Origin of the sequence: Halobaculum litoreum (assembly GCF_030127125.1) — an archaeon.
GTDB classification, from domain to species: domain Archaea; phylum Halobacteriota; class Halobacteria; order Halobacteriales; family Haloferacaceae; genus Halobaculum; species Halobaculum litoreum.
Map to the genome: position 1 here is coordinate 469,661 of NZ_CP126156.1, position 20,981 is coordinate 490,641.

Annotated in this window: 20 protein-coding genes, 1 tRNA gene and 3 pseudogenes; 11 read left to right on the forward strand and 13 right to left on the reverse strand. The window is 72.0% G+C overall.

What is annotated here, in order from left to right; genetic code table 11:
* The first annotated feature begins 52 nt into the window (after positions 1-52).
* On the forward strand, positions 53-607 hold the full coding sequence (locus P0R35_RS02520; RefSeq protein ID WP_284013681.1) for a thioredoxin family protein: 555 nt from the start codon (positions 53-55) through the stop codon (positions 605-607).
* 24 nt (positions 608-631) lie between these two features.
* On the opposite strand, the gene P0R35_RS02525 is transcribed toward P0R35_RS02520, so the two are convergent.
* The gene (locus P0R35_RS02525) at positions 632-1,093 is read right to left on the reverse strand and encodes an RNA-binding protein (protein WP_284013682.1); all 462 of its coding nucleotides are present in this window, start codon (positions 1,091-1,093) and stop codon (positions 632-634) included.
* Between the two features lie 96 nt (positions 1,094-1,189).
* On the opposite strand from P0R35_RS02525, the pseudogene P0R35_RS02530 reads away from it, so the two are divergent.
* A pseudogene (locus P0R35_RS02530) lies at positions 1,190-2,371 on the forward strand (MFS transporter); the annotation flags it as partial.
* Between the two features lie 128 nt (positions 2,372-2,499).
* Here the strand turns inward: P0R35_RS02530 and P0R35_RS02535 are convergent.
* Positions 2,500-2,709: a DUF1918 domain-containing protein gene (locus P0R35_RS02535; protein ID WP_284014681.1), complete on the reverse strand. Its 210-nt coding sequence runs from the start codon at positions 2,707-2,709 to the stop codon at positions 2,500-2,502.
* Positions 2,710-3,299: 590 nt separating this feature from the next.
* A complete protein-coding gene (locus P0R35_RS02540) occupies positions 3,300-3,725 on the reverse strand; it encodes an EamA family transporter (protein WP_284013683.1) in 426 nt (141 codons plus the stop codon).
* A 171-nt stretch (positions 3,726-3,896) separates the two neighbouring features.
* Here P0R35_RS02540 and P0R35_RS02545 point away from each other — a divergent pair, with 171 nt between their 5' ends.
* The gene (locus P0R35_RS02545) at positions 3,897-4,388 is read left to right on the forward strand and encodes an Lrp/AsnC family transcriptional regulator (protein ID WP_284013684.1); all 492 of its coding nucleotides are present in this window, start codon (positions 3,897-3,899) and stop codon (positions 4,386-4,388) included.
* Positions 4,385-5,617: a pyridoxal phosphate-dependent aminotransferase gene (locus P0R35_RS02550; RefSeq protein WP_284013685.1), complete on the forward strand. Its 1,233-nt coding sequence runs from the start codon at positions 4,385-4,387 to the stop codon at positions 5,615-5,617. The genes P0R35_RS02545 and P0R35_RS02550 overlap by 4 nt, the downstream gene beginning before the upstream one ends.
* Positions 5,618-5,683: 66 nt before the next feature.
* Here P0R35_RS02550 and P0R35_RS02555 read toward each other — a convergent pair whose 3' ends face one another.
* Together P0R35_RS02555 and guaB are read right to left on the reverse strand one after the other, a co-directional pair.
* Positions 5,684-6,328: a HalX domain-containing protein gene (locus P0R35_RS02555; RefSeq protein WP_284013686.1), complete on the reverse strand. Its 645-nt coding sequence runs from the start codon at positions 6,326-6,328 to the stop codon at positions 5,684-5,686.
* 379 nt (positions 6,329-6,707) lie between these two features.
* Positions 6,708-8,201, reverse strand: a complete 1,494-nt coding sequence (gene guaB, locus P0R35_RS02560) for an IMP dehydrogenase (RefSeq protein ID WP_284013687.1) — start codon at positions 8,199-8,201, stop codon at positions 6,708-6,710.
* A 337-nt stretch (positions 8,202-8,538) separates the two neighbouring features.
* On the opposite strand from guaB, the gene P0R35_RS02565 reads away from it, so the two are divergent.
* From P0R35_RS02565 to eif1A, 5 genes are all read left to right on the forward strand, one after another.
* Entirely contained in the window at positions 8,539-8,736 is a 198-nt protein-coding gene (locus P0R35_RS02565; protein ID WP_284013688.1) for a hypothetical protein, read from the forward strand.
* Between the two features lie 3 nt (positions 8,737-8,739).
* Positions 8,740-9,777 carry a DUF5794 domain-containing protein gene (locus tag P0R35_RS02570; protein WP_284013689.1) on the forward strand — a complete coding sequence of 346 codons (1,038 nt, stop codon included), beginning with the start codon at positions 8,740-8,742 and terminating at the stop codon, positions 9,775-9,777.
* Between the two features lie 79 nt (positions 9,778-9,856).
* On the forward strand, positions 9,857-10,081 hold the full coding sequence (locus tag P0R35_RS02575) for a DUF5795 family protein (protein ID WP_284013690.1): 225 nt from the start codon (positions 9,857-9,859) through the stop codon (positions 10,079-10,081).
* Between the two features lie 52 nt (positions 10,082-10,133).
* A tRNA-Trp gene (locus P0R35_RS02580) sits at positions 10,134-10,311 on the forward strand.
* A 180-nt stretch (positions 10,312-10,491) separates the two neighbouring features.
* Positions 10,492-10,779, forward strand: coding sequence for a translation initiation factor eIF-1A (gene eif1A, locus P0R35_RS02585; protein WP_284013691.1), 288 nt, complete (start codon positions 10,492-10,494; stop codon positions 10,777-10,779).
* Positions 10,780-10,955: 176 nt separating this feature from the next.
* On the opposite strand, the gene P0R35_RS02590 is transcribed toward eif1A, so the two are convergent.
* The 4 genes and pseudogenes from P0R35_RS02590 to P0R35_RS02600 all read right to left on the reverse strand — a co-directional run bounded on the left by P0R35_RS02590 (position 10,956) and on the right by P0R35_RS02600 (position 13,002).
* Positions 10,956-11,354, reverse strand: coding sequence for an ADP-ribosylglycohydrolase family protein (locus tag P0R35_RS02590; protein WP_284013692.1), 399 nt, complete (start codon positions 11,352-11,354; stop codon positions 10,956-10,958).
* A 260-nt stretch (positions 11,355-11,614) separates the two neighbouring features.
* Positions 11,615-11,776: pseudogene (locus tag P0R35_RS16800) on the reverse strand (ADP-ribosylglycohydrolase family protein); the annotation flags it as partial.
* Between the two features lie 81 nt (positions 11,777-11,857).
* Entirely contained in the window at positions 11,858-12,100 is a 243-nt protein-coding gene (locus P0R35_RS02595; RefSeq protein WP_284013693.1) for a hypothetical protein, read from the reverse strand.
* Between the two features lie 149 nt (positions 12,101-12,249).
* A complete protein-coding gene (locus P0R35_RS02600; RefSeq protein WP_284013694.1) occupies positions 12,250-13,002 on the reverse strand; it encodes a GTP cyclohydrolase III in 753 nt (250 codons plus the stop codon).
* Positions 13,003-13,163: 161 nt separating this feature from the next.
* Between P0R35_RS02600 and P0R35_RS02605 the strand changes: the two genes are divergently transcribed.
* The gene (locus P0R35_RS02605; protein ID WP_284013695.1) at positions 13,164-13,958 is read left to right on the forward strand and encodes an HAD-IIA family hydrolase; all 795 of its coding nucleotides are present in this window, start codon (positions 13,164-13,166) and stop codon (positions 13,956-13,958) included.
* 206 nt (positions 13,959-14,164) lie between these two features.
* Positions 14,165-14,317 carry a hypothetical protein gene (locus P0R35_RS02610; RefSeq protein ID WP_284013696.1) on the forward strand — a complete coding sequence of 51 codons (153 nt, stop codon included), beginning with the start codon at positions 14,165-14,167 and terminating at the stop codon, positions 14,315-14,317.
* 83 nt (positions 14,318-14,400) lie between these two features.
* Here the strand turns inward: P0R35_RS02610 and P0R35_RS02615 are convergent, their stop codons facing one another.
* The 4 genes and pseudogenes from P0R35_RS02615 to P0R35_RS02630 form a co-directional block, all read right to left on the reverse strand.
* On the reverse strand, positions 14,401-14,799 hold the full coding sequence (locus P0R35_RS02615; RefSeq protein WP_284013697.1) for an OsmC family protein: 399 nt from the start codon (positions 14,797-14,799) through the stop codon (positions 14,401-14,403).
* Between the two features lie 66 nt (positions 14,800-14,865).
* Entirely contained in the window at positions 14,866-15,594 is a 729-nt protein-coding gene (locus P0R35_RS02620) for a metal-dependent hydrolase (protein ID WP_284014682.1), read from the reverse strand.
* Between the two features lie 113 nt (positions 15,595-15,707).
* Positions 15,708-16,178, reverse strand: coding sequence for an NUDIX hydrolase (locus P0R35_RS02625; RefSeq protein ID WP_284013698.1), 471 nt, complete (start codon positions 16,176-16,178; stop codon positions 15,708-15,710).
* Between the two features lie 122 nt (positions 16,179-16,300).
* Positions 16,301-20,855 (reverse strand): annotated as a pseudogene (locus tag P0R35_RS02630) (DUF7997 domain-containing protein).
* Positions 20,856-20,981 lie beyond the last annotated feature (126 nt).

A 20,981-nucleotide genomic window follows, 5' to 3' on the forward strand; every position in this document is an offset into this window, starting at 1 on the left:
TGGCCGGTCGACCGAACGACTTTCTCTGCGGCGACCCAATCGTCGACGACTCATGGTCCAGACCGACTCCGACTCCGACCTCGCGGTCGGCGACGTCGCGCCCGGCTTCGAGTTGCCGGGCACCGACGGCGACACGCACGCGCTCGACGGCTTCGACACCGACGCCGTGCTGGTCGTGTTCACCTGCAACCACTGCCCGTACGCGAAGGCGAAGTTCGACCTCCTGAACCGCCTCGCCGACGAGTACGACGACTGTACGGTCGTCGGCGTCAACCCCAACGACGACGCGGAGTACCCCGAGGACTCGTTCGAGACGATGGTGGAGTACGTCGAGTCGGGGACGGTCGCGTACGACGCGTACCTCCGCGACGAGACGGCCGCGGTCGCCCGCGCGTACGGGGCGGTCTGCACGCCCGACCCGTTCCTCCTGCGACGCGACGGCGACGAGTACCGGCTGGCGTACCACGGCCGCCTCGACGACGCGCTCAACCCCGACGACGAGGCGACCGCGTACTACATCGAGGAGGCCATCGACGCCGTGCTGGCGGGCGAGGAGGTGGACCTCGACCCCGGCCCCAGCCGCGGCTGTTCGATCAAGTGGCCGTAGCGCCGTCGGCCCGCCACCGCCTCCTCAGGCGGTCTCGCCGGCCGACTCCGCGGCCTCCTCGGCCAGCTCCTCGAACGTCCGGCGCGCGTTCTCGACGGCTTTCTCGCGTTTGGCGGGGTACGCCTCCACCTTCGCCCGGAAGGTGATCCCCGGGCCGAGTTCGGCGCGGCCCTTGAACGCCGCCTGCTTGTCGAGCCGGAGGAACAGCGAGTTGTTGTCGTCGACGCGCTCGTCCAGCTCGGCGAGCACCTGATCCCACTCGGCCAGGTCCGAGAGCCGCGAGAGGACGTGCCGGACGTCGTCGGCGCGCTCGACGCGCGCCGAGAGGACGACGATCCGGTCGCCGTGGTGCCCGGTGTTGACGACGCGGTCGACCTCGAACTCCTCCGGGAGGAACGCCCGGAGGGCGTCCGCGACCCGCTTCTCGTCCTCGGTGGCGTAACAGAAGGTCCGCAGATCGACGTAGTGGAACGGAATGGAGCCCATGATACCCGTTCGTAGGCGGGTCGGCATGAAAAGCGTTGGACTCGCGGCCCGCCGGATCGGTTCGTTTTCGTGTCGGCCGCGGCTCTCGACGAGCGAATGTCGCCGGCCGTCCTCCGCTACTACCTCTACAAGGCGACCCGGGCGGTGGAGCTGTACCGGCCGGTGATGTACCTCTACTTCGTCTCCGTCGGCCTCTCGTTCACCCAGATCGCGCTGCTCGAGGCGGCGTACAACGTGACCACGGTCGTCGCCGAGGTGCCGACCGGCTACGTCGGCGACGTGATCGGACGCCGACTCAGCCTCGTCGTCGGCACGGCGGTCATCGCGACGACGCTCGCGGGGATCGCGTTCGCGACGACGTTCCCGGCGCTGCTCGCGCTGTACGTGCTGTGGTCGGTCGGCTACGCCTTCCGCTCCGGCAGCGAGGACGCGTGGCTGTACGACTCGCTCGTCGGCGACGGGGAGTTCGCGACCGTCCGCGGCCGGGGGGAGTCGGTCGCGCTCGCGGTCGGCGTGGGGGGCGCCGTCGTCGGGGGGTGGCTCGCCGGCGTCGACCTCACGTACCCGTTCCTCGTCGCGGCCGTCGTCACCGGCGTCGGCGCCGCCGTCCTCCTCACCGTGGACGACCCGGCGGACGCCGACGAGTCGTTCGACCCGCTCACCCCCCGACGTGCGCTCGAGGCCGTCCGGACGGCCCTCTCGGACGCGCGCCTCCGGTCGTTCGTCCCCTACTACTACGTGTTGTTCTCGGCGGTGACGTACCTCGTGTTCATCTTCCTCCAGCCGCGCATCGAGGCGGTCGCCGCCGAGGGCACGGTTGCGGCGGTCGTCGGCGCCGCCGGCGGCGTGGAGCCGTTCCTCGGCTGGTACTACGCGGGGATCAGCCTCGTCGGGGCGGTCCTCACCGGGCGTGCGGGGTGGATCCGGGAGACCGTCGGCGTGGGGACGTGGTTCCTCGCGACGCCGTTCGCCGTCGCCGCCCTGCTCGTCGGGCAGTGGGCGGTCCCGCTGTTCGCGCTGCCGGCGTTCCTCCTCGTGCGCGGCGTCTCGGAGGCGAGTTCCGTGTTCGCCGCGACGTACGTCAACGACCGCGTCGCCTCGCTCGGGCGCGCGACGACGCTGTCGGCGCTGGCGATGGTGTCGGGCCTGACGGTCGTCCCGTTCCAACTCGCCGGCGGCGGCCTCTCCGACCGGTTCTCGCCGGGGGTCGCGCTGGGCGTGGCGGGGGTCGTCCTCGCCGTCGGCTCGCTGGCGCTGATCGCGTGGCGCGTCCCCGTCCCCCGGTCGTTCGGGACCGAGGCTCCCCGGCCGAGGAGTGAGGCCGCCGCGCGCACGCATCACGGCGGCGGCGCGGCTCGGCGGTCGCGACGAACGGCGTCGGAAGCGGGACGTCCCGCCGTGAGAAGTTACTCCTCGTCGTCGTCGGCGTCGTCGCCCGCGGCCGCCTCCAGCGCGTCGGCGGGGACGCCCTGTTCCTGTCCGTCCTCGAAGCTGACGGTGTACGTCGCGTCGCCGAACATCGTCTCCATCACCTGCGTCACGGTGCCCGTCTCGCCGTCGTACTCGCTGTGCACGTCGTGCAGGACGACGCTGTCCTCCTTCTCGAACTCGGTCATGTCCCGGCGTTCGGCACGGCGGTACAAAAGGTCGCTGAAGCGTCACCGCGACCGGGAGGCCGGGCCGCGTCGGGCGCCGCTCGCGCGGTCCCCGCCGTCCCCGCGGTCGCCGGTCGCCGCGGCCCGGCGCCGGTACAGGGCCGCGCCCACACGGAGCGCCCAGACGCCCCCGGCCACGAGGGCGACGACGGCGCCGACCAGCGCCGCCGCCGCACACGCGGTCGCGAGCGCGTCCAGTCGCGACGCCACCCCGACCGGCAGCGCTCCCACGGCGGCCGTGCCGGCGGCCCCGGCGGCGCGCCCGGCCACCGCGCTCGCGACGACCGCAACCGCGGCCGCGGCGGCCGCCACGAACGGGAGCCACGGCGTGATCCGCCGCCGCGCGACGCGGCGCGACCGCGTTCCGGTCCCTCGGCGCCCGTCGACGCGGTCGGCGGCGATCGCGGTCGGCGAGACGCCCGCGGCGGACGGGCCGCCGCCGGCGCCGCCGGGCCGACTCTCCGTTCGCTCCGCGTCCGACGACGACATCGATCCGACGTGGTGCGCTCCGGGTCTTAAACTTTGTTCACGGTCAGAAGAGCGAAATTATCTCACTCGCCCGCGACGAGGATCACGGCGACGACGGCGAAGGCGACGCCGAGGAGTTTCCGCGCGGTGACCGGTTCGTCGAGGAGGACGACGCCGACGGCCGAGGAGGCGACGAAGAACATCGCGAAGACCGGCGCGACGACGGAGACGCGACCGACCGAGAGGGCGCGGTAGTACGCGAGGATGCCGACGCCGAGACAGACGCCGGCCGCGAGGACGTACCGCATCCGCGGGTCGGCGAACTGGTCGAGGACGCTCTCGCCGGTGACGCCGATGACGCCGACGGTGAGCACGACGAGGACGGTGTTGGCCACCAGCGCGGCGACCGTGCTCGGGATCGCCCCCTCTCCGGCGGTGGCGAGGCGCATCAGCGGCGCAACGAGCGAGTACGCCCCCATCGCGACGACCGCCCACACGAGGTAGTTCATACGCCACGTCGGGGACAGCGCCGTTTGAGCGGTTCGAAACGGCGACGGCGCCGCCGGCCGAAGCCGGGGGGTCGCCGGCGGCGGGGCGGGACGGGGCGACCCGCCGTGTGGTGTGGTCGCGGATATCGCACCGGGCGAAACCGCTTTGCCCGGGCGAGCGGACTCGGAGACATGGACGAGGCAACCCGAACCCTGATCGACGCGCTCGTCGCCGACGCTCGCGAGTCCACCGCCGACCTGGCCCGCCAGACCGGGCTCGACGAGGCGGCCGTGGCCGAGGCGCTGGCGGAGTTGGAGGAGTCGGGTGCCCTGCGCGGCTACACGGCGATCGTCGACTGGGACGAACTCGACGAGGAGCACATCTCCGCGGTCGTGGAGGTGAACGTGGAGCTGGACCGCGAGACCGACTACGACGACGTGGCCCGCCGCATCGCCGAGTCGCCCGCGGTCGACTCGCTGCGGCTGATGTCGGGCGACTACGACTTCGCCGTCCACGTCTCCGGCTCGTCGATGGGCGACGTGTCGCGGTTCGTCTCCGAGGAGGTCGCCCCGCTCCCGGCCGTGACGAAGACCGTGACCCACTACGTGATGGAGACGTACAAGGAGCGCGGGATGCGCTTCACCGACGGCGACGACGACGACCGACTCTCGGTGACGCCATGAGCGGGGACGAACGACCCGACGGCGGCACGGAGGGCACGACGGACGCCCCGAGCGACGGCGTCCGGACGGACGGCTCCCGGTTCGCCCCCGCCGACCGCGTCGCCTCGGTGGCACCCTCGGGGATCCGGGAGTTCTTCGAGGTCGCCGAGTCCCGCGACGACGTGATCTCGCTGGGCGTCGGGGAGCCGGACTTCACCGCGCCGTGGCCCGCGCGCTCGGCCGCCGTGGACTCACTCGAACGCGGCCGCACCAGCTACACCGCCAACCGGGGTACCGAGGAGCTCCGACGCGCGATCGCCGGGCGCGTCACCCGGTACGGCCAGTCGTACGACCCCGACGAGGAGATCCTCGTCACGACGGGCGCCTCGGAGGCGGTCGACCTCGCCTTCCGCGCGTTCGTGAACCCCGGGGACACCGTGGCGCTGCCGACGCCGACGTACGTCTCCTACGAACCGGGCGTGCGCTTCGCCGGCGGCGAGCCGCTCCCCGTCCGCACGCGCCACGAGGACGACTGGGCGCTCACGACCGACGCCCTCTCCGAGGCGGGCGTCGACGAGGCCGACGTGCTCGTGCTCTGTTACCCCAACAACCCGACGGGCGCCACGATGGACGCCGACGAGATGGACGCGGTCGCGGCGTTCTGTCGCGAGCACGACCTGCTCGTCATCGCCGACGAGATCTACGCGGCGCTCACCTACGACGGCGACCACGAGTCGGTCGCCACGCGGCCGGGGATGCGTGAGCGGACGGTCGTCATCAACGGGTTCTCGAAGGCGTACGCGATGACCGGGCTCAGACTGGGGTACGCGATGGGGCCCCCCGAGGCGGTCGCGGCGATGACGAAGGTCCACCAGTACACGATGCTGTCGGCGCCGACGACCGCCCAACACGCCGCGCTCGCGGCACTGGACCGGTGTGACGAGGACGTCGAACGGATGCGCCGCGAGTACGACAGGCGCCGGCGCTACGTCGTCGCGCGGCTCAGCGAACTCGGGCTGGCGGTGGCCGAACCGGGCGGGGCGTTCTACGCGTTCCCCCGCGTCGCCGACGTCGCCCCGGACGGGGACGCCCGCGCGTTCGCGACCGAGCTGCTGGAGGCGGAGGGCGTCGCCGCCGTGCCCGGGACCGCCTTCGGCGAGGGCGGGCGGGGCCACATCCGCATCTCGTACGCGACGGGGATGGACGACCTGAAGGAGGCGATGGCGCGGCTGGAACGGTTCCTCTCGTAGCCGTCGCTCGCGACTCGTTGTTCGTCGTGGATCGACGAGCCGTCGTCGGCCGTCGCTCCGCCCGGTTCAGAGGTCCTCGAAGTCGGCGTCGTCGAACAGGTCGTCGTCGTCGTCGCCGTCGAACTCGCGGAACGCGCTGTCGAAGTCGTCCTCGCCGAACCCGGCGACGTCCTCGTCGAGCTCCGCGCGCAGCTCCTTCGCGCGCCGCTCGAGTTCGTGGTACTCCTCGGAGTCCTCGAGGGCCGCGCGACCCTTCTCGGACTCCAGCACCCCCATCTTCGACGACACCGCGAAGAACTCCTGCATGCGCGAGTCGTACTGCGAGCGGCCGTACAGTCCCTCGACCGTCTCCAACAGCGACTCCCGGGTGACGGGCTTGACGAGGTAGTCGTCGAACCCCATGGCGACGATGTCGAAGTCCGGCTCGACGGCCGTCACCATCGCCACGCGGGCGTCGACGCCGCGGTCGCGAACCTCGTCGAGCACCTCGTCGCCGGACAGCCCCGGCATCCGTCGGTCGAGCAGGATCACGTCGACGTCGTCGGCGAGCTGGTCGAGCGCCTCGTGACCGCCGTACGCGGTTCGCACGTCGTACTCGGCCCCGAGCCACGCCGCGTACAGGTCCGCGAGGTCCGGTTCGTCCTCGACCACGAGCACCACCGGCTGCTCGTCTGTGTGGTCCGCGTCGGCGGTCGTGGTGTCCTCACTCATTCTGGGGGGCTCCGTCCGTTCGTACGTCTGTCGCGGACGGGAGCATATCAATATACCCCTTACCGTGCGGCGGTCCCGCCGCTCGATGCCGCGGGCGCGTCGGGTCGCCCGAACGCCGTCCGGCCATTGTCTGGAATTGGCGCCGCCGGGTACTTAATCGTATGCGATGTGACGGCTTCCGGAGAAAACGGTGTGGGTCGGGTGACGTTTTCGCGTCACGCCGCTGTGGTGCCCCACGATCCGCGGTGGCCACCAGCCACCGTCGATACCTACGCGCGCAGCCGTCGAAAGCGTACCGGCCGCCCCGGCGCGCCCGCGCTCCCGGGAACCGAACCGGTTCGGGCGCGCGCCGGGCCCAGGGGGCCGCGGTCCCGGCCGCTCACTCGGGACTGTAGTTCGGCGCCTCGTCGGTGATGGTCACGTCGTGGGGGTGGCCCTCGGTCTGGCCCGCCTGCGACACGCGGACGAACTCCGCGCGCTCCTTGAACCCGGGGAGCGTCTCCGCGCCGACGTACCCCATGCCGGAGCGCATCCCGCCGACGAGCTGGTGGAGCTCCGCCGCGAGCGGTCCCTTGTACGGCGTCGCCGCCTCGACGCCCTCGGGGACGAAGTCCTCGTCCTCCTCGGCGTCCTTGAGGTAGCGGTCGCCGCCGCCCTCGGACATCGCGCCGACCGAGCCCATGCCGCGGTACTGCTTGTAGCGCTTGCCGTTCATCGTGATGACGCGGCCGGGCGCCTCGTCGGTGCCCGCGAAGTACGAGCCGAGCATGACGGCGTCGGCGCCGGCGGCGACGGCCTTGATCGCGTCGCCCGAGTAGCGGATCCCCCCGTCGGCGATGACGGGGACGCCCTCGCGGGCGGCCACGTCGGCGACCTGCGCGACGGCGGTGATCTGGGGCATCCCGGCGCCGGAGACGACGCGGGTGGTACAGATCGAACCCGGACCGATGCCGACCTTCAGGCCGTCGGCGAAGTCGACGGCGGCCTCGGCGGCCTCGCGGGTGCCGATGTTGCCGACGACCACGTCCGCGTCGACCTCCGCTTTGATCGCCTCCGCGGCGTCGAGGACGTTGAGGTTGTGCGCGTGCGCACAGTCGATGAACAGCACGTCCGCGCCCGCCGCGTCGGCGGCGACGGCGCGCTCCTCCTCGAACGGGCCGACGGCGACGCCGACGCGCAGCGACCCCTCCTCGTCGCGGGCGGCGTCGGTGTGCTCGCGCCGCGCGAGCACGCCCTGCATCGTCACCAGCCCGACGAGCCGGTTCTCGTCGTCGACGACGGGGACGCGCTCGATCTTGTGGTCGTACATCAGCTCCAGCGCCTCGCGGGCGCCCACGTCGTCGGCGGCGGTGACGACCTCGTCGGTCATCGCCTCCGAGACCGCGTCGGACTCGCCGACCTCCAGGTACGGCCGGATGTCGGTGCCGGAGATGATGCCGAGCACGCGGTCGTCCTCGTCGACGACGGGCGCGCCGGAGACGCCCTCGCGTTCCATCATCGCGTCGACCTCGCGGACGGGCTGGTCGGGGGAGGCCGTGACGACGTTCTCGCGTCGGATCACGAGTTCGTCGGCGCGCTTCACGCGCTCGACCTCCGCGGCGGTCTCCTCGACGGACATGTTGCGGTGGAGCACGCCGAGCCCGCCCTCGCGGGCAATCGCGATCGCGAGTTCCGACTCGGTGACCGTGTCCATCGCCGCCGAGAGGACGGGGATGGTCAGCTCCACGTTCGTGGACACCCGCGTCGACACGTCCGCCTCGTCGGGCTCGACCCGGCTCTCCTTGGGGCGAAGGAGCACGTCGTCGAACGTCAACGCTTCCGGTACCTCCAGTTTCTGTGAGAACGGACTGCCGTCGGAACCGTCTTGCGCCATATCAACGGTGGCGGCGGCCACCGCAAAAACGTTGCGAGAATCGGCCCGCTGGGGGAGGGATTCACACACGTCCGTGCACAGATCGCCCCGCGACGCGTCGCCGCCCCGGCCGTCGCGCGGCCACGCCGGCACCGACGTGGGGACGGCCGACGGCGGTCCGCGAGCGCCGCGCGCAAGAATTGCGCGTCGCTCCTCCGGTTTCCGAGGGTCCCACGGGCCGGTCGCGCGTTCGCCGACGGACCGTCACGGGTGTACTTATACCCTGCCGAGGGTTCGTTCGGACTGTGTGGGCACGTCCCACGCAATCATTAAGTCTCGGCTGCCACAGAGTACGGATATGGACCTCGAGTCCCGCATCGCAACGGGTATCGTCGGCCGGGTGAGCGACAACGCTGCACTCCCGACATTTATTCCGTTCAAACGCGGACTCAACTGGTGGACAGGGGAACGCGCGTTCTCCGCCCGAGCGGCCGTCGCCTCCGGGTCGTCACCAGATCCCCGTCCGGCCGAGGGTTACGCCGGGTCGTATCGCTGACCCGTGAGTACCTCAGCACACCCCATCGCGCTCCGCCTCGAGCGGCGCGTCGGCGGCGCGACCCGGCTGCTGGCGACGGTGATGGCGCTCCCGCTGATCGACGGCATCTTCCCCGCGCTCGTGATCGCGGGCGCCATCGACGACCCGATCGGCATCGTCGAGACCGGGCTGCTCATCTTCGGTGGCTCCGCGACGATGGCGGTCGTCCTCGCGGAGATGGAGGGGACGCCCCGCGAGAAGGCGCTCTCGATCCTCCTGCTGGGGGCGGTGTTGATCCCGGTGGCGATGGCGGAGGCCGCCCTCGCCGAGACGATCCAGAGCCTGCTCGACACGGACCTGTTCCACCGCTTCGCCGCGGTCGTGATCCTCGCGATCGCCGCCAAGACCGCCAGCGCCGAGATCGGCGAGTACCTCCCGAGCCCCGGCGCGATCATCGGGCTGGGCCTGCTGGCGTCGTTCCAGCCGGCGAACCCCGAGTTGGCGTTCACCCTCGACGCGGCGATGACCGAACGGCTCCTCCACGCGGGGGCGGCCGCCGGCGTCGGCGTCGGGTTCGCGTTGTCGGTGGCGCTGGGCGGTGACCACCTCCGCGACCGGGTCGACATCGACCGCTTCCGGTTCGGCTCGGCCGTCGCGCTCGGCACGCTCGCGCTGTCGGTGTCGGGGCTGCTCCCGACCGAACAGCCGGTCGCGCTGGCGGTGCTGTGTGTCGCCGGCCTGTTCGCCTACGACCCGAGCGCCGGCGTCGACGCGGTCGGCGCCGGCGGCGACGACGACGCGCCCGGGACGGCCGCGGCGTCGGCCGTCGAGTCCCCCGTCGGCGGGGCGGTGACCACCGACGGCGGCGACGCGGTCGGCCACGACGGGGCCGGCGTCGCCGACGCCGCGACCGGGGACCGCGACCCGGACGCGGGCGTCGCGTTCGGGAGCACTCCCACGGCGTCGGCGGCCGGGATCGACCCCGTCGACGCCGAGGGGGCGCCGTCCGAGGGCGACGCCGCGGGCGACGACGACGAGCCGTCGCGCGCGCCGTGGCTGTGACCGGCCCGTCGCGGCCGCCGTGTGCCCGCCACCGTCGGTAACCGCGACGTTTTACCGCCGTCCGCCTCCATCGGGGCGTATGAGCAACCGTGTCGTCGAAGGGCGGATGGTCACGCCGAAGCGGCTCGCGGAGATCGTCGAGGGCGACTCCGTGATGGACGCCGAACCGATCGAGGACGCCGACCGCGACTGCCCCGACTGTGGGGGCGACGTCATCTCGGTCGGGTACATGCCGAGCGTGACGGAGTTCGTCACCGCCTACAAGTGTCAGGAGTGTCCGTGGGGCGAGACCGACCGCGCGTAGGCGGATCCGATCGAAATCCCTTTAGGTATCTCGCGGGAACGAACGACTGCACGGGGTCGTGGCCAAGCCCGGTATGGCGACTGACTCCAGAGGCAACGCGCCCGGTGACGAACTCCAGACTGATATACCGAGCGTCCGACTGATCATCGGACGCGACGACGACCCTCTGGAGTACCGAGGTGCCGACCGGAGATATCAGTCGATCGGGGGTTCAAATCCCTCCGACCCCATTCTCTCGTGCGTCCGTGGCCGCGAGCGACGGGTGTCCCGTCGCGTGCGAAGCGTCCTCCCGGCCGGACGGACGACGCCTCGGAGCACCGATCTCGACGCGGCCGGAGTGCGGTCCCGGTCATGGTTCGGCCGCTCGGTGAATACACGTACTTATCCCACTCCATCACCAACCGTCGGCCATGAGCGACGACTCCCACAACCGGAAACCCCTCCGGATGCCGGACGACAACCAGGTGTTCGCGACAGTGACCGAGATGCTCGGCGGCCGCCGCGTGACGCTGCGGTGTGCCGACGGGGTCGAGCGGATGGGCCGCATCCCCGGCCGAATGCGCTTCCGAACGTGGGTCAAGGAGGGCGACATCGTCATCGCCGAGCCGTGGGACTGGCAAGACGAGAAGGCCGAGGTCGTCTGGCGCTACGAGTCCGACGACGCCCAGCAGCTCCGCGAAGAAGGCCACATCCAGTAACTCCGACTCCTACTCCGCGCCCGTCTCGACCGACTCCAGCCCTCGCTTTGCGAGCGACAGGTCCGGGTGTCGACAGGGGGCTCCCCGCCGGCACGCGGCTGTCGGTGCCCGCGGCCGCCCGGACGGCTCGCTGTGACCCGACGCCGGGGTCGGCGACGACCCGCGGCCCCCGGCGTTCACGACCGCGGCGGCGAGGCCGCCAGCCCGGCCGCGAGCGCCGCGAGGTCCTCGGGCGTCCGGTCGAGGTCGTTGTGCCACCGTGCGGGGACGCTCGCGCGGCCGTGTCGCGCCCCCGCGACGGCCCCGGCGACCGCGCCCAGGGCGCCGGCGGCCCCGCCGCGGCTCACGGCGGCGACCGTCGCTTCCTCCACGTCCGCCGCGGGGACGCCCTCGTGGAGCGCGGTCTCCAACAGGTCGACCGCGTCGCCGTCGGTCGCCAGCGTCACCGCGCTTCGGTCGCCGACGACCGCCAGCGTCTCCCGGACGGGCACCGGCACGCCGCGCTCGACCGCGGCGGTCCGTGCGGTCGCCAGCGCGGCGTCGACCGTCGCCCCGTCGACGAGGGCGCCGACCACGACCGCGAGCGCGGCGGCCGCCCCTCGGTTCGCGCGTCGTCCGCACCCACACGCCGGGCACGCTCGACGGCGGTCGACGCCCGTCGCGCCGGCGACGCGTCGAGCAGGCCGACCGGCACGGCCGCCGCGAGCGTCGCGCCCGGCGTCGGCTCGGGGTCGTCGTCGCGGTCGGGCGACTCCGTGGGTGTCGGTCCGTCGTTCGTGACCACACGACACGTCCGGGTCGCGGCGGCGGTGAGTGCGGTGGTGCGACCGGCGCGCCGGCCGTCGGCCCCGAGGAGGTCGGTGACGCGGCCGTAGCGGTCGCGCACCGCCGCCGCGGTGTCGCCGACGACCGGGCGGCCGAGCGCGTCGCCACACGCGAGGCCGACGAGGGCGCCCGCGGCGCGGTCGCGGCGGCCGGCCGTGGAACCGTCGCTCATCGTCGGAAGGGGGGCGGCGGCGGACACAAACGTATCGGCTCGCGGGCGACGGTTCGCCGGTCGGCGGGCGACGGTCTCCGGTCAGCCGTCGACGACGGCCGCGTCGAGGAGCCGTCTGGCCGCGTCCGGGTCCTTCTCGGAGACGATCACGAGTTCGAGCGCGTCCCACCGGTGGCCGCCGTGGCGGAGGCGTTCGACCGCGCTCACCAGCCCGTCGTCGAGGGCGGCGTGTTCGACGAACGCGTCCAAGAGGAGGTCGGCGTGGGTCGCGACCGGGTCGTCGACGTCCGCGTCGACGGACCGGTCAGTCGGGTTCAGGGTCATGTGGGTAGGGGGGTTTTCGACGACACGGGCCGGGATGCGACCCGCGCCTCGCCGACTCCACACCCGACACGGGTATCAGCGTGGTGGCCGGGCCGGTCGAACCGGCCGGCTCGACGAACCCTCTCGCGCTCGGGCCGTCGCGGTCGCGGTCAGGCGAACTCGACGAGCGTGCCGTCGTACCGGCAGTCCTCCAGCGCGTGTTTGGCGGCGTAGCCGGCCTCGTGGGGGGTTTCGCCGGTGCCCACGCCGACCTTGAGTTGGACGTCGACGTCGTCGACGACGTGGTCGATGGCGCCCATGTACTCGTCGTGGCCGAGCGACGGACACGCCGCGATGACGTTGTCGCCGCCGACGAAGAACGAGAGCGCGCCGTGCTCCTCGCGCATGTACTTCATCAGGCTCGCGTAGCCGTGTTCGATGTTGATGAACGAGTCGAACTCGTTCATGCGGTCGGTGTACTTGCCGGTCGCGTCGTTCACGTCGAAGTGGGCGATGTGGACGTCGTCGTCGGTCGAGTCGGTGAGAAACTCGCCCGCGAACGCCTCGCTGCGGTCCGACGACTGGGCCGACCCCGCGGCCTGGACCCGCTGGGTCGCGGACTCGAGCGCCTCGATCGGCACCTCGTCGACGCCGACGCCGAGGCTGACGGTGACGGGGAAGCGGTTCCCGACCGACTCCTGGAGGACCTCGTGGTCGCGCCGGTCGAGGCCGTTCGTCACGGCCACCATGTTGTCGAAGCGGGTGAAGAAGACGTAGCCGCCCCGGTTGCCGATGTACTGTGCCAGATCCGCGAACAGGCGCGACTGGAGCGTCTGGAGGTCCATCTCCCGACGAGGCTCCGGCGTCACGGTCCACGGGCCGTAGTTGTCGATCTGCACCAGGGTCAACTGCGCGGCGGTCACTGTACTCCGATCCCGGAGCCCACGACACATACACGTTACCGTTCACGATTCCGTGATACCAGATCGCTTCGCCGGAACCGCGGCGGTCTTGTCCGTCCGTCGGGCCGGGCGGCGCGACCGCCGGGCGACGGCTTCAACAGCGGCCCGCCCGTAGCGAGCCCGTGATTCGCGGCGTCGTACTCGACGTGGACGGGACGGTGGTCAGGGGACGCGACCCGCTCCCCGGCGCGCCCGCGGCCCTGTCGCGCCTCCGGGCGTGGGGGCTGTCGATCTGTTTCTGCTCGAACAACCCGACGAAGGGGCCGCCGGCGTACGTCGAGCGGCTCGCGGCCGCCGGCATCGACGCCGCCGAGTCGGAGGTGGTCACCGCGGCCGACAGCACGGTGGCGTACCTCCGGGAGCACCACGCCGACGACGCGCTGTACGTCCTCGGGGAGGACGGGCTGATCGAGCAGTTGGAGGCGGCCGGCCTCGCCGTCGCGACCGACCACGCCGACGCGACGGCCGGCGTCGTCTCCATCGACCGCTCGTTCGACTACGACGACCTCGCGACGGCGCTGTGGGCGCTCGGCGACGGCACGCCGTACGTCGGCACCGACCCCGACCGCGTCATCCCCGCCCCGGAGGCGTTCGTCCCCGGCTCCGGCGCCGTGATCAACGCCGTCAGCGGCGTCCTCGACCACGAGCCGGACGCCGTGCTCGGCAAGCCGTCGGCGACGGCGCGCGACCTCGTGCTCGACAGCCTCGGCGTCCCCGCCGAGGAGTGTCTCGTCGTCGGCGACCGCCTCGACACGGACGTCGCGCTCGGGGCCGAGGCGGGGATGACGACGGCGCTCGTCCTCACGGGGGTCGCCGACCGCGACGACGTCGCCGCGTCGCCGTACGACCCCGACTACGTCCTCGCGGACCTCTCGGAGCTCGACGACGTGCTCGCCGCCGAACGGCGAGCGGAGTGACCGGAGCGACCTGAGCGACCGGTGCGGTCGACCGCGCCGTCGGCCCCGCCCGCCGTCCGGGTGGCCGCCGGAAGCGACCGTCCGATCGGGATATAGCCGCCTCGCGTGCGGAACCGTTCTCCGGCCGCGAGTGAACGGCCGAACGCGGAACCAAGTGTGATATTGTCTGACAAAGACTTATACCACGGGATGTGGTATTGTGTACCATGGAAGAGCGCGACTCACCGTACGTCTTCCGCGACGAGCCGGACGACCCCGTCGGGGGTACGAACGACCACACCGACGAGGACGTGGTCATCATCGACGGCCGCGCCATGACGTACCGAACGTACCGGGGCGACGGCGACCCCGCCCGCTGAGCGCGCCGGCCGCCGCGGCGGCGGCTCGCGAACCGTCCGTGTCGTCGAAAGAACCGCGAGCGACCGCGACGCGTCGCGCCGCCTCAGAACGCGTCGCCGTGCGTCGTGACGTCGGCGTGGAGCCCCTCGCGCAGCGCCGAGTGGACGTGACAGATGCCCTCGGCACGCTCGACGATCTCCGCGAGCGTCTCGTCGTCGAGGTCGGCCTCGACGTAGATGTCGAAGCTGATGGACGTCAGGTCGTCGTCGTCGTCCAGCGACGCGGCGGCGTCGATCTGGACCTTCCCGAGGTCGTCGTGACCCCGCTGGCGGCCGCCGACGCGGAACGCGGGCAGGAAACAGGAGGCGTAGTCCGCCACCAACACCGAGTTGGGATCGGGACCGTCCTCGCCCAGCGCGTCGATCGTCAGCTCGAAGTCGCCGACCTGACTCGTGCTCGTGAACCCTTCCTCGCTGACCGTGGAGGTCTCGATGTCGGACATGTGCGTCCGGTGAGTGGGGTGCTCGACGCGTAAACCTTGTTACTGCGGCGACGCGGCGACGGCGCCTCAGTAGGCGTCGCCGCCGATCGTGAACGTCTCGTCGCCCTCCAGCACCACGACCTCCGCGTCGTTGCCGGTGCCGTCGACCTCGCGGACGAAGTCGTCCACGTCGATCTCGATCGGAGGGAACGTGTCGTAGTGCATCGGGAACGCGTAGTCGGGGTCACACCAGTCGACGGCGACGGCCGCCTGCCACGGGCCCATGGTGAAGTGGTCGCCGCACGGCACCGCGACCGCGTCCGGCTCGAGGAAGGGACCGATCACGTCCTTCATCTCCGACATCAGCGCCGTGTCGCCGGCGTGGTAGAACGTCGTGTTCTCGGCGTCGGTCGTCTGTGTGGGCTTCTGCGTGGAGATCACGAACCCGGCCGGCATCCCGACCTCGTGTTCGTACCCGGTGTTCAGCCCGGAGGTGTGGTCCGCGCGGACCATCGTGACGAACGCGTCGTCGCACTCGACGGTGCCGCCCAGGTTCATGCCGATCGGGTCCTCGAACCCGTGCTCCTCGCCCAGATACGCCGTGATCTCGGGCGTCGCGACGAGCGTCGCGTCCGAGAACTCGCCGGCGTGGGCGACGTGGTCCGCGTGACCGTGGGTGATCAGGACGTAGTCCGGGTCGGTCACGTCCGACGGCTCCAGCGACGTGTGGGGGTTGTCGAAGAACGGATCGATCAGCAGGCGCGTGTCGCCGATCTCGACGGCCCACGTGGAGTGGCCGTGCCAGGTGAGGTCCATTGCGGACATACGCCCTACCGTTCGCCCGAGTTACACATAAAACCGGTCGCCGACGGAGAGAACGGCCGCCCGCGGTGTGTTCGTCGCGCGCGACGCCGTCGCCGCGGTCGCGGTCAGTCGGCCGCCTGTGCGCCCGCCCGGGCCGCCCGCGCGCCCCCGAGGTAGCCGACGTAGTCGTCGAGGTCGAGCGCGAACCCCCGTTCGCGCGCCTCCTCGGCGTCGATCCACGAGAACGAGAACTCGCTCCCGTGCTCGGCGCCGCCGTCGCGGACGACGTGGACCCACTCGTCGCGCGGCTCGTGGACCCGCGCGTGGTAGAAGTGCCGCACGTACGCCTTCGGCGGCGACTCCCGCCGGGTCCACACGTCGGTCGCGACCTTCTCGACGCTCGACAGCGTCGCCAGTCCGCTCTCCTCGCGGACCTCACGGAACACCGCCGACCGGGGTCGTTCGCCGGGTTCGATGGTCCCCTTCGGGATCTGGAGCCCCTCGTGGCCGGGCCCCTCGAACACCAGCAGTTCCGAGCCGCCGCGCGTGATGTACGCGCACGCCTTCCCGACGTACGTCGTCTCCGGCTCGTGCATACGCGTCCGAAGCCGATTGTGGATGTTAAAGGCACCCCTGATGTTGTTTGGACACGTACCCAACCGAACTAGGAAATACTAGGTGTATCGTGCGGCCGCCCGGGCGGCCGCCGGTCGATCCCTCAGACCGTGAACCGGGTGACGGTGGTGGCGGCGCGCTCCAGGTCGGAGCCGTTGGCGGCGGCGACGGTGATGTCGTTCTCGCCGTAGCCGATGTCGAGGGTCGCCTCGAACTCCCCGTCTGTCGGGGTGAGGATCGCCGAGTCGACCGGCGTCGTCACGGCGACGCGCTCGCCGGTCGTCTCGCCGGAGACGACGACGGTGTTCCCCTGGAAGTTCGTGTCGACGCGCAGCGCCGGCTTCTCGTCGCTGTCGTGGAGGCGCCGTTCGAGGAAGCGCTCGCGGACGAACGTCGGCGTCTCCACGGGTTCGCCGGCGTCGATGCCGTGCGCGAGGCGGACGTACTGGGCCATCGACCACGCCAGCGGCGTCGCGCTCCCGGTGCCCTCGCCGTACTCCCAGTCGTACTCGGTGCGGTAGTCGCGGTCCCACACCTGCTCGGGGATCATCCGCCCGGAGTTGGCGAACCGCTGCATCGTCCGCAACAGCGCCGCCGGCTCCAAGTCCTCCCCGCGACCGGTCCCCTCGGCGTCGGCCAGCAGTTCGTACTCCCCGCGCTCGCCGGTCAGGAGGGGCCACAGCCGCCCCTTCCCGTGGTTCTCGACGGACCACGGCGCGCCGACGTCACCCTCGTCGCGCTCGCCGTAGCCGTCGCCGTTGTAGCGGTAGAACGCCGCGCCCGCGGGCAGGTCGACGCGGATGGTGTCGTCGACCTCCCGCACGGAGTTGCGGACCGTCTCGTCGTCCCACGGCTTGATCCCGAGCCGGACCAAGTCGAGGAACCCGGCGTCGATGATGTCCCGCTCGTCGAGGCGGGGCCCGTTGTTCGCGAGTGTGCGCAGGTGTCCCGCGTCGGGGTCGCCGTCCCGGGTGACCCGCACGTAGTACGGCGTGTGGGTGTGGCGGTCGGTGCCGGTCGTCGTCGCGGTCCACGTCTCCACCTCGTCGGCCCACCGGTCCGCGAGCGCGAGCCACACGAGCGCGTCGGCGTCGTGGCCGCTCTCGACGGCGAGCTTCCCGGCGCACGCGAGCCCGGCGATCTCGGCGGCGATGGAGGACGGCGAGTAGCCGGACTCCTCCTCCCAGCGCTCCTGGGCGCTGAACGGGCCGTTGCGGGCGACGTAGTCGGCCGAGCGACGGACGTTCTCGTACCCGTACAGGGTGTCCTCGAACTCCACCCCGTTCTCCCAGAGGTGGTACGCCATCACCGCGGGGAACGAGATGTTGTCCATCTGCTCGCCGCCCCAGCGGGTGATCCCGTTGAGGTAGGTGTTCTGCGGGATGAACCCGTCCTCGTCCTGCTGGTACTCGTAGATGTACTCCAGCTGGTCGATGGCCGTCTCGATGTCGCCGGTCAACTCGGCGGCCGTGAACACCTGGTAGAGGTCGCGCGCCCACACGAAGTTGTAGCCGTACCCCTTCTGCTCGTCGGCGTGGACGGCCTCGCCCCACGGCACCGACGGGGAGGCGACGGAGGCGCCGCGGTACGTCTTGTCCTCGACGGCGCGCAGCGTCATCAGCGCCGCCCGGTACTGGTCGGCGAGCTCCGCGTCGCCGGAGACGGAGTCCGGCAGCGGCTTCTCCGCGAGGAACTCCTGCCACGTGTAGCGGTACGCCTCGCGGACGGTCTCGTAGCCGTGGGCGAGCGCCCCGACGGCCTCGCCGAGCGCCGCCGACGCGTCCGCCTGTCGGGCGAACCCGAGCGCGAGCGTCTCGGTCGTCCGCCGTCCGGACCCGACCCGGCCGACGAGCACGACGTTGTCGTCGTCCACCGACGAGCGCGTCGTCGGCACCGCGCCCTCCGTGAACAGCGTCGAGAGGTCGTCGCTGCCGGCGGCCGCGACGGTCGCCCAGTCGAACCGGTCGCTCGTCGCCATCGCCACGGCGACCGAGTAGGCGTTGCCGTCCTCGTCGACGAGCATCGCGTCGCCCGACTCGCCCGTGTACGCCTCGGCGTCGCGCGCGACCAGGTGGTGGCTCCCCGGCTGACCCAGGCGGAGCCCCCGGTCGCGGTTCCCCGTGTTCGTGAGCGCGGTGTCGGCGACGGCGAACACGTCGTACTCGGTGCGGTCGTCCGACCGGAAGTCGATGTCCGCCACCAGCGCGTCGTGGTTCGGGTCGACGGCGTACTCGACGCGTAGCGTCCACTCGTGACCCCGGCCGTCGCCCGTCTCGGTGATCTCGTGGGCGAACAACAGCGCGTCGTCGGCCGTCGGGACCACCCGCCGCTCGACGGTGTCGTCGTCCGAGCGGCGCCCCTCGACGTGGGTGCGGACGGTGTAGTCGCCGTCGCTCGCCGAGACGATGAAGTCCAGCGTCCGCAGGTTCATGAGGTCGACCCGCGGGAAGCGCACCTCCGTGAGCGCCCCCTCCGTCATCGTGAACCACACCCGGGAGGCGTCCCTGGCGTCGTGGTCGGCGACGGTGGCGACGCCGAACTTCTCGCCGGTCGTCCAGCGCGGCCGGTCGCTCGGGGCCGTCGGCGGCGCCGCCGCGCTCGGCAGCGCGTCGTCTCGGCCAGCGTGGCCGTCACCCGCAGGCGGAACCCGTGGGCGTACCCCAGCGGCGTCGCGCTGTCGGGCGTGCCGTCGTCGTACCACTGCTCGGGGAGGTAGCCCGTCGGCGTCGTCAGCGGGCCGTCGTCCTCCAGCAGCGCGTACAGTTCGGCCGCGCGGTCGAACATCCACTCGGCGGTCTGCTCGCGGCCGCGCTCGGCCAGCAGCGCGCCCAGCCCCGCGGCCCCGGCGGCGCCCATCCCGGTCGCGAGCGTCCAGACCTTCTCGCCGTCCTGGCCCTCCGTGCGCCAGTTGTCGCCCTCGTAGCGGATCAGCCCCGCGACGCTCGACTCGTCGGCCTCGCGGTACAGCCCGTCGAGCGCCGCCCGGAGGTGGTCGGCGACCCGGTCGACGTCCGCCTCGGTGACGTGCAGGCCGTCGACCGCGGCCACGGCCCGCACGGCGTCGACCACCGAGAACGTCGCGGCGTCGAGGCGGTCGTCGAGACCATCGTCCGTGCGCCGCATCCCGTACGCCCGGGCCTCCTCGTCCCAGAGCTCGTCGAGGGCGTCGAACGTCTCCTCGGCGCCCGCGCGGCCGCGCTCGCGGAGGTCCTCGCTCACCGGCGCGCGCGCGACGGCGGCGTACGCCTCGACGAACGTCGCGGCGGTGTGGGTGAACTGGCCGGCCATGTCCTCCCAGAGGTTCTGACACCGCCGGGGAGCCCGTCGTCGCCGCGCGCCTCCTCGAGCGCGTCGACGCCGGCGGCGACGGCCTCGCGGATCCGGCGCTCGTCGGCGGTCGGCAGCTCCTCGTCGTACTCGCGGAGGAACGTCGCGAGGAAGTTGACGGTGAGCGCGGTCTGGTCGGCCTGGTACTCGTCGGAGTCGGCGCGCCCCTCGACGCGGGCGTTCGCCCACCCCGGAGCCAGCGAGCCGTCGACCGCCCACACCCGGTGGGGCCACGAGCCGTCCGACTGCTGGCAGTCGCAGTAGAAGCGGGCGGCGCGGGCGAACGCCTCGACGTCGACGCCGAGGCCGAGGTCGCGGCTCGACTCCAGCAGGTGCTGGGAGATCCGCGCGTCGTCGCGGAACCACGTGTAGCCGTAGCCGCCGGAGTTCCGGAAGAACGGGTCGAACTCGGGGCCGGCGATCCGCGCGCCGCTGGGCGCCTCGAGCAGGTCGAGCGCCCGCAGGTCGGAGCGGACGGTCCGCTTGCGGCGCGTCTCCTCGGGGACCGAGACGGTGGCGCGCTCGCGGGCGACGGTCCGGAGTTCGTCGGCGCCGGCGTGCTCGATGGCGGTGTCACACAGGCGTGCCAGCGCGGCGTCGCGCTCGTCGTCGTCGGCCAGCGAGGTGACGAGGGTCGTCCGCAGCCCCCGGCCCGCACGCTCCAGCGGCGCGGTGACGACGACGTCGCCGCTGAGGTGGGTGTCCTCGTATCGGTTGATCGCCCCCTCGCGCGGGAGCGCGACGGGGTCGGGGTTCAGCAGTTCCTCGAACCGTTCGGGGATCTGTGCGCGGACGTCGCTGAGGCCGGTCGAGGCGGTGACGTAGTCGTGTTCCTCCCGGTGGAACACCTCGACGGCGTCGCCGTCGAGCGGGCCGGCGCCCTCGTGGATCAGCCGGCCGACGCGCGTCTCCTGGCCCTCGGGGGCCAGCGTCAGGAAGGCCACGAGGTGGGCCTCCGGCGGGATCGACCCGCGGAGTTCGACGTGGGTGAGGTGTTCGCGTCCCAGCGTGAGGTCGTACTGGTGGACGGTGAACTCGCCGGCGTCGTACTCCGTCTCCACGAGCGTCGTCTCGCGGTAGTAGTGCTGGCGGACCGTCTCCAGTTCGTCGAACCAGAAGGTCCGGTCGCCGGTCTCGATGCCGAACCGCGACCGGTCGATCCCGGACAGACCCGACAGCGACGAGGAGAAGTCCCGGATCGCGCCGGAGGGAGCGACGTGGACCAGCCGCTCCCCCTGTCCGGAGAGCGCACCGTCGACAGTGCTGGCGGTGCCGGTGGCGCCGTGCCCCCGGTCGCGTTTGTAGTCGTTGAGTGCCGTTCGAAGCCGCATTCACCCGTGCAACTACTCCCGTGGTTAAAGACTCCGCGGTACGTGAGCAGGGCACACTCAGCCGTCGGTCCGGCGGCACGGCTCCGCGGACGGCCGGCGACCCGGCCGCACGGGCGCCCGCGGTCC

What these genes read in the sequence shown, in the direction of transcription:
- P0R35_RS02520 (WP_284013681.1), top strand. Translation starts at nt 53, where the DNA reads ATGGTCCAGACCGACTCCGACTCCGACCTCGCGGTCGGCGACGTCGCG.
- P0R35_RS02525 (WP_284013682.1), bottom strand. Translation starts at nt 1,093, where the DNA reads ATGGGCTCCATTCCGTTCCACTACGTCGATCTGCGGACCTTCTGTTAC.
- P0R35_RS02535 (WP_284014681.1), bottom strand. Translation starts at nt 2,709, where the DNA reads ATGACCGAGTTCGAGAAGGAGGACAGCGTCGTCCTGCACGACGTGCAC.
- P0R35_RS02540 (WP_284013683.1), bottom strand. Translation starts at nt 3,725, where the DNA reads ATGAACTACCTCGTGTGGGCGGTCGTCGCGATGGGGGCGTACTCGCTC.
- P0R35_RS02545 (WP_284013684.1), top strand. Translation starts at nt 3,897, where the DNA reads ATGGACGAGGCAACCCGAACCCTGATCGACGCGCTCGTCGCCGACGCT.
- P0R35_RS02550 (WP_284013685.1), top strand. Translation starts at nt 4,385, where the DNA reads ATGAGCGGGGACGAACGACCCGACGGCGGCACGGAGGGCACGACGGAC.
- P0R35_RS02555 (WP_284013686.1), bottom strand. Translation starts at nt 6,328, where the DNA reads ATGAGTGAGGACACCACGACCGCCGACGCGGACCACACAGACGAGCAG.
- guaB (WP_284013687.1), bottom strand. Translation starts at nt 8,201, where the DNA reads ATGGCGCAAGACGGTTCCGACGGCAGTCCGTTCTCACAGAAACTGGAG.
- P0R35_RS02565 (WP_284013688.1), top strand. Translation starts at nt 8,539, where the DNA reads ATGGACCTCGAGTCCCGCATCGCAACGGGTATCGTCGGCCGGGTGAGC.
- P0R35_RS02575 (WP_284013690.1), top strand. Translation starts at nt 9,857, where the DNA reads ATGAGCAACCGTGTCGTCGAAGGGCGGATGGTCACGCCGAAGCGGCTC.
- eif1A (WP_284013691.1), top strand. Translation starts at nt 10,492, where the DNA reads ATGAGCGACGACTCCCACAACCGGAAACCCCTCCGGATGCCGGACGAC.
- P0R35_RS02595 (WP_284013693.1), bottom strand. Translation starts at nt 12,100, where the DNA reads ATGACCCTGAACCCGACTGACCGGTCCGTCGACGCGGACGTCGACGAC.
- P0R35_RS02610 (WP_284013696.1), top strand. Translation starts at nt 14,165, where the DNA reads ATGGAAGAGCGCGACTCACCGTACGTCTTCCGCGACGAGCCGGACGAC.
- P0R35_RS02615 (WP_284013697.1), bottom strand. Translation starts at nt 14,799, where the DNA reads ATGTCCGACATCGAGACCTCCACGGTCAGCGAGGAAGGGTTCACGAGC.
- P0R35_RS02620 (WP_284014682.1), bottom strand. Translation starts at nt 15,594, where the DNA reads ATGGACCTCACCTGGCACGGCCACTCCACGTGGGCCGTCGAGATCGGC.
- P0R35_RS02625 (WP_284013698.1), bottom strand. Translation starts at nt 16,178, where the DNA reads ATGCACGAGCCGGAGACGACGTACGTCGGGAAGGCGTGCGCGTACATC.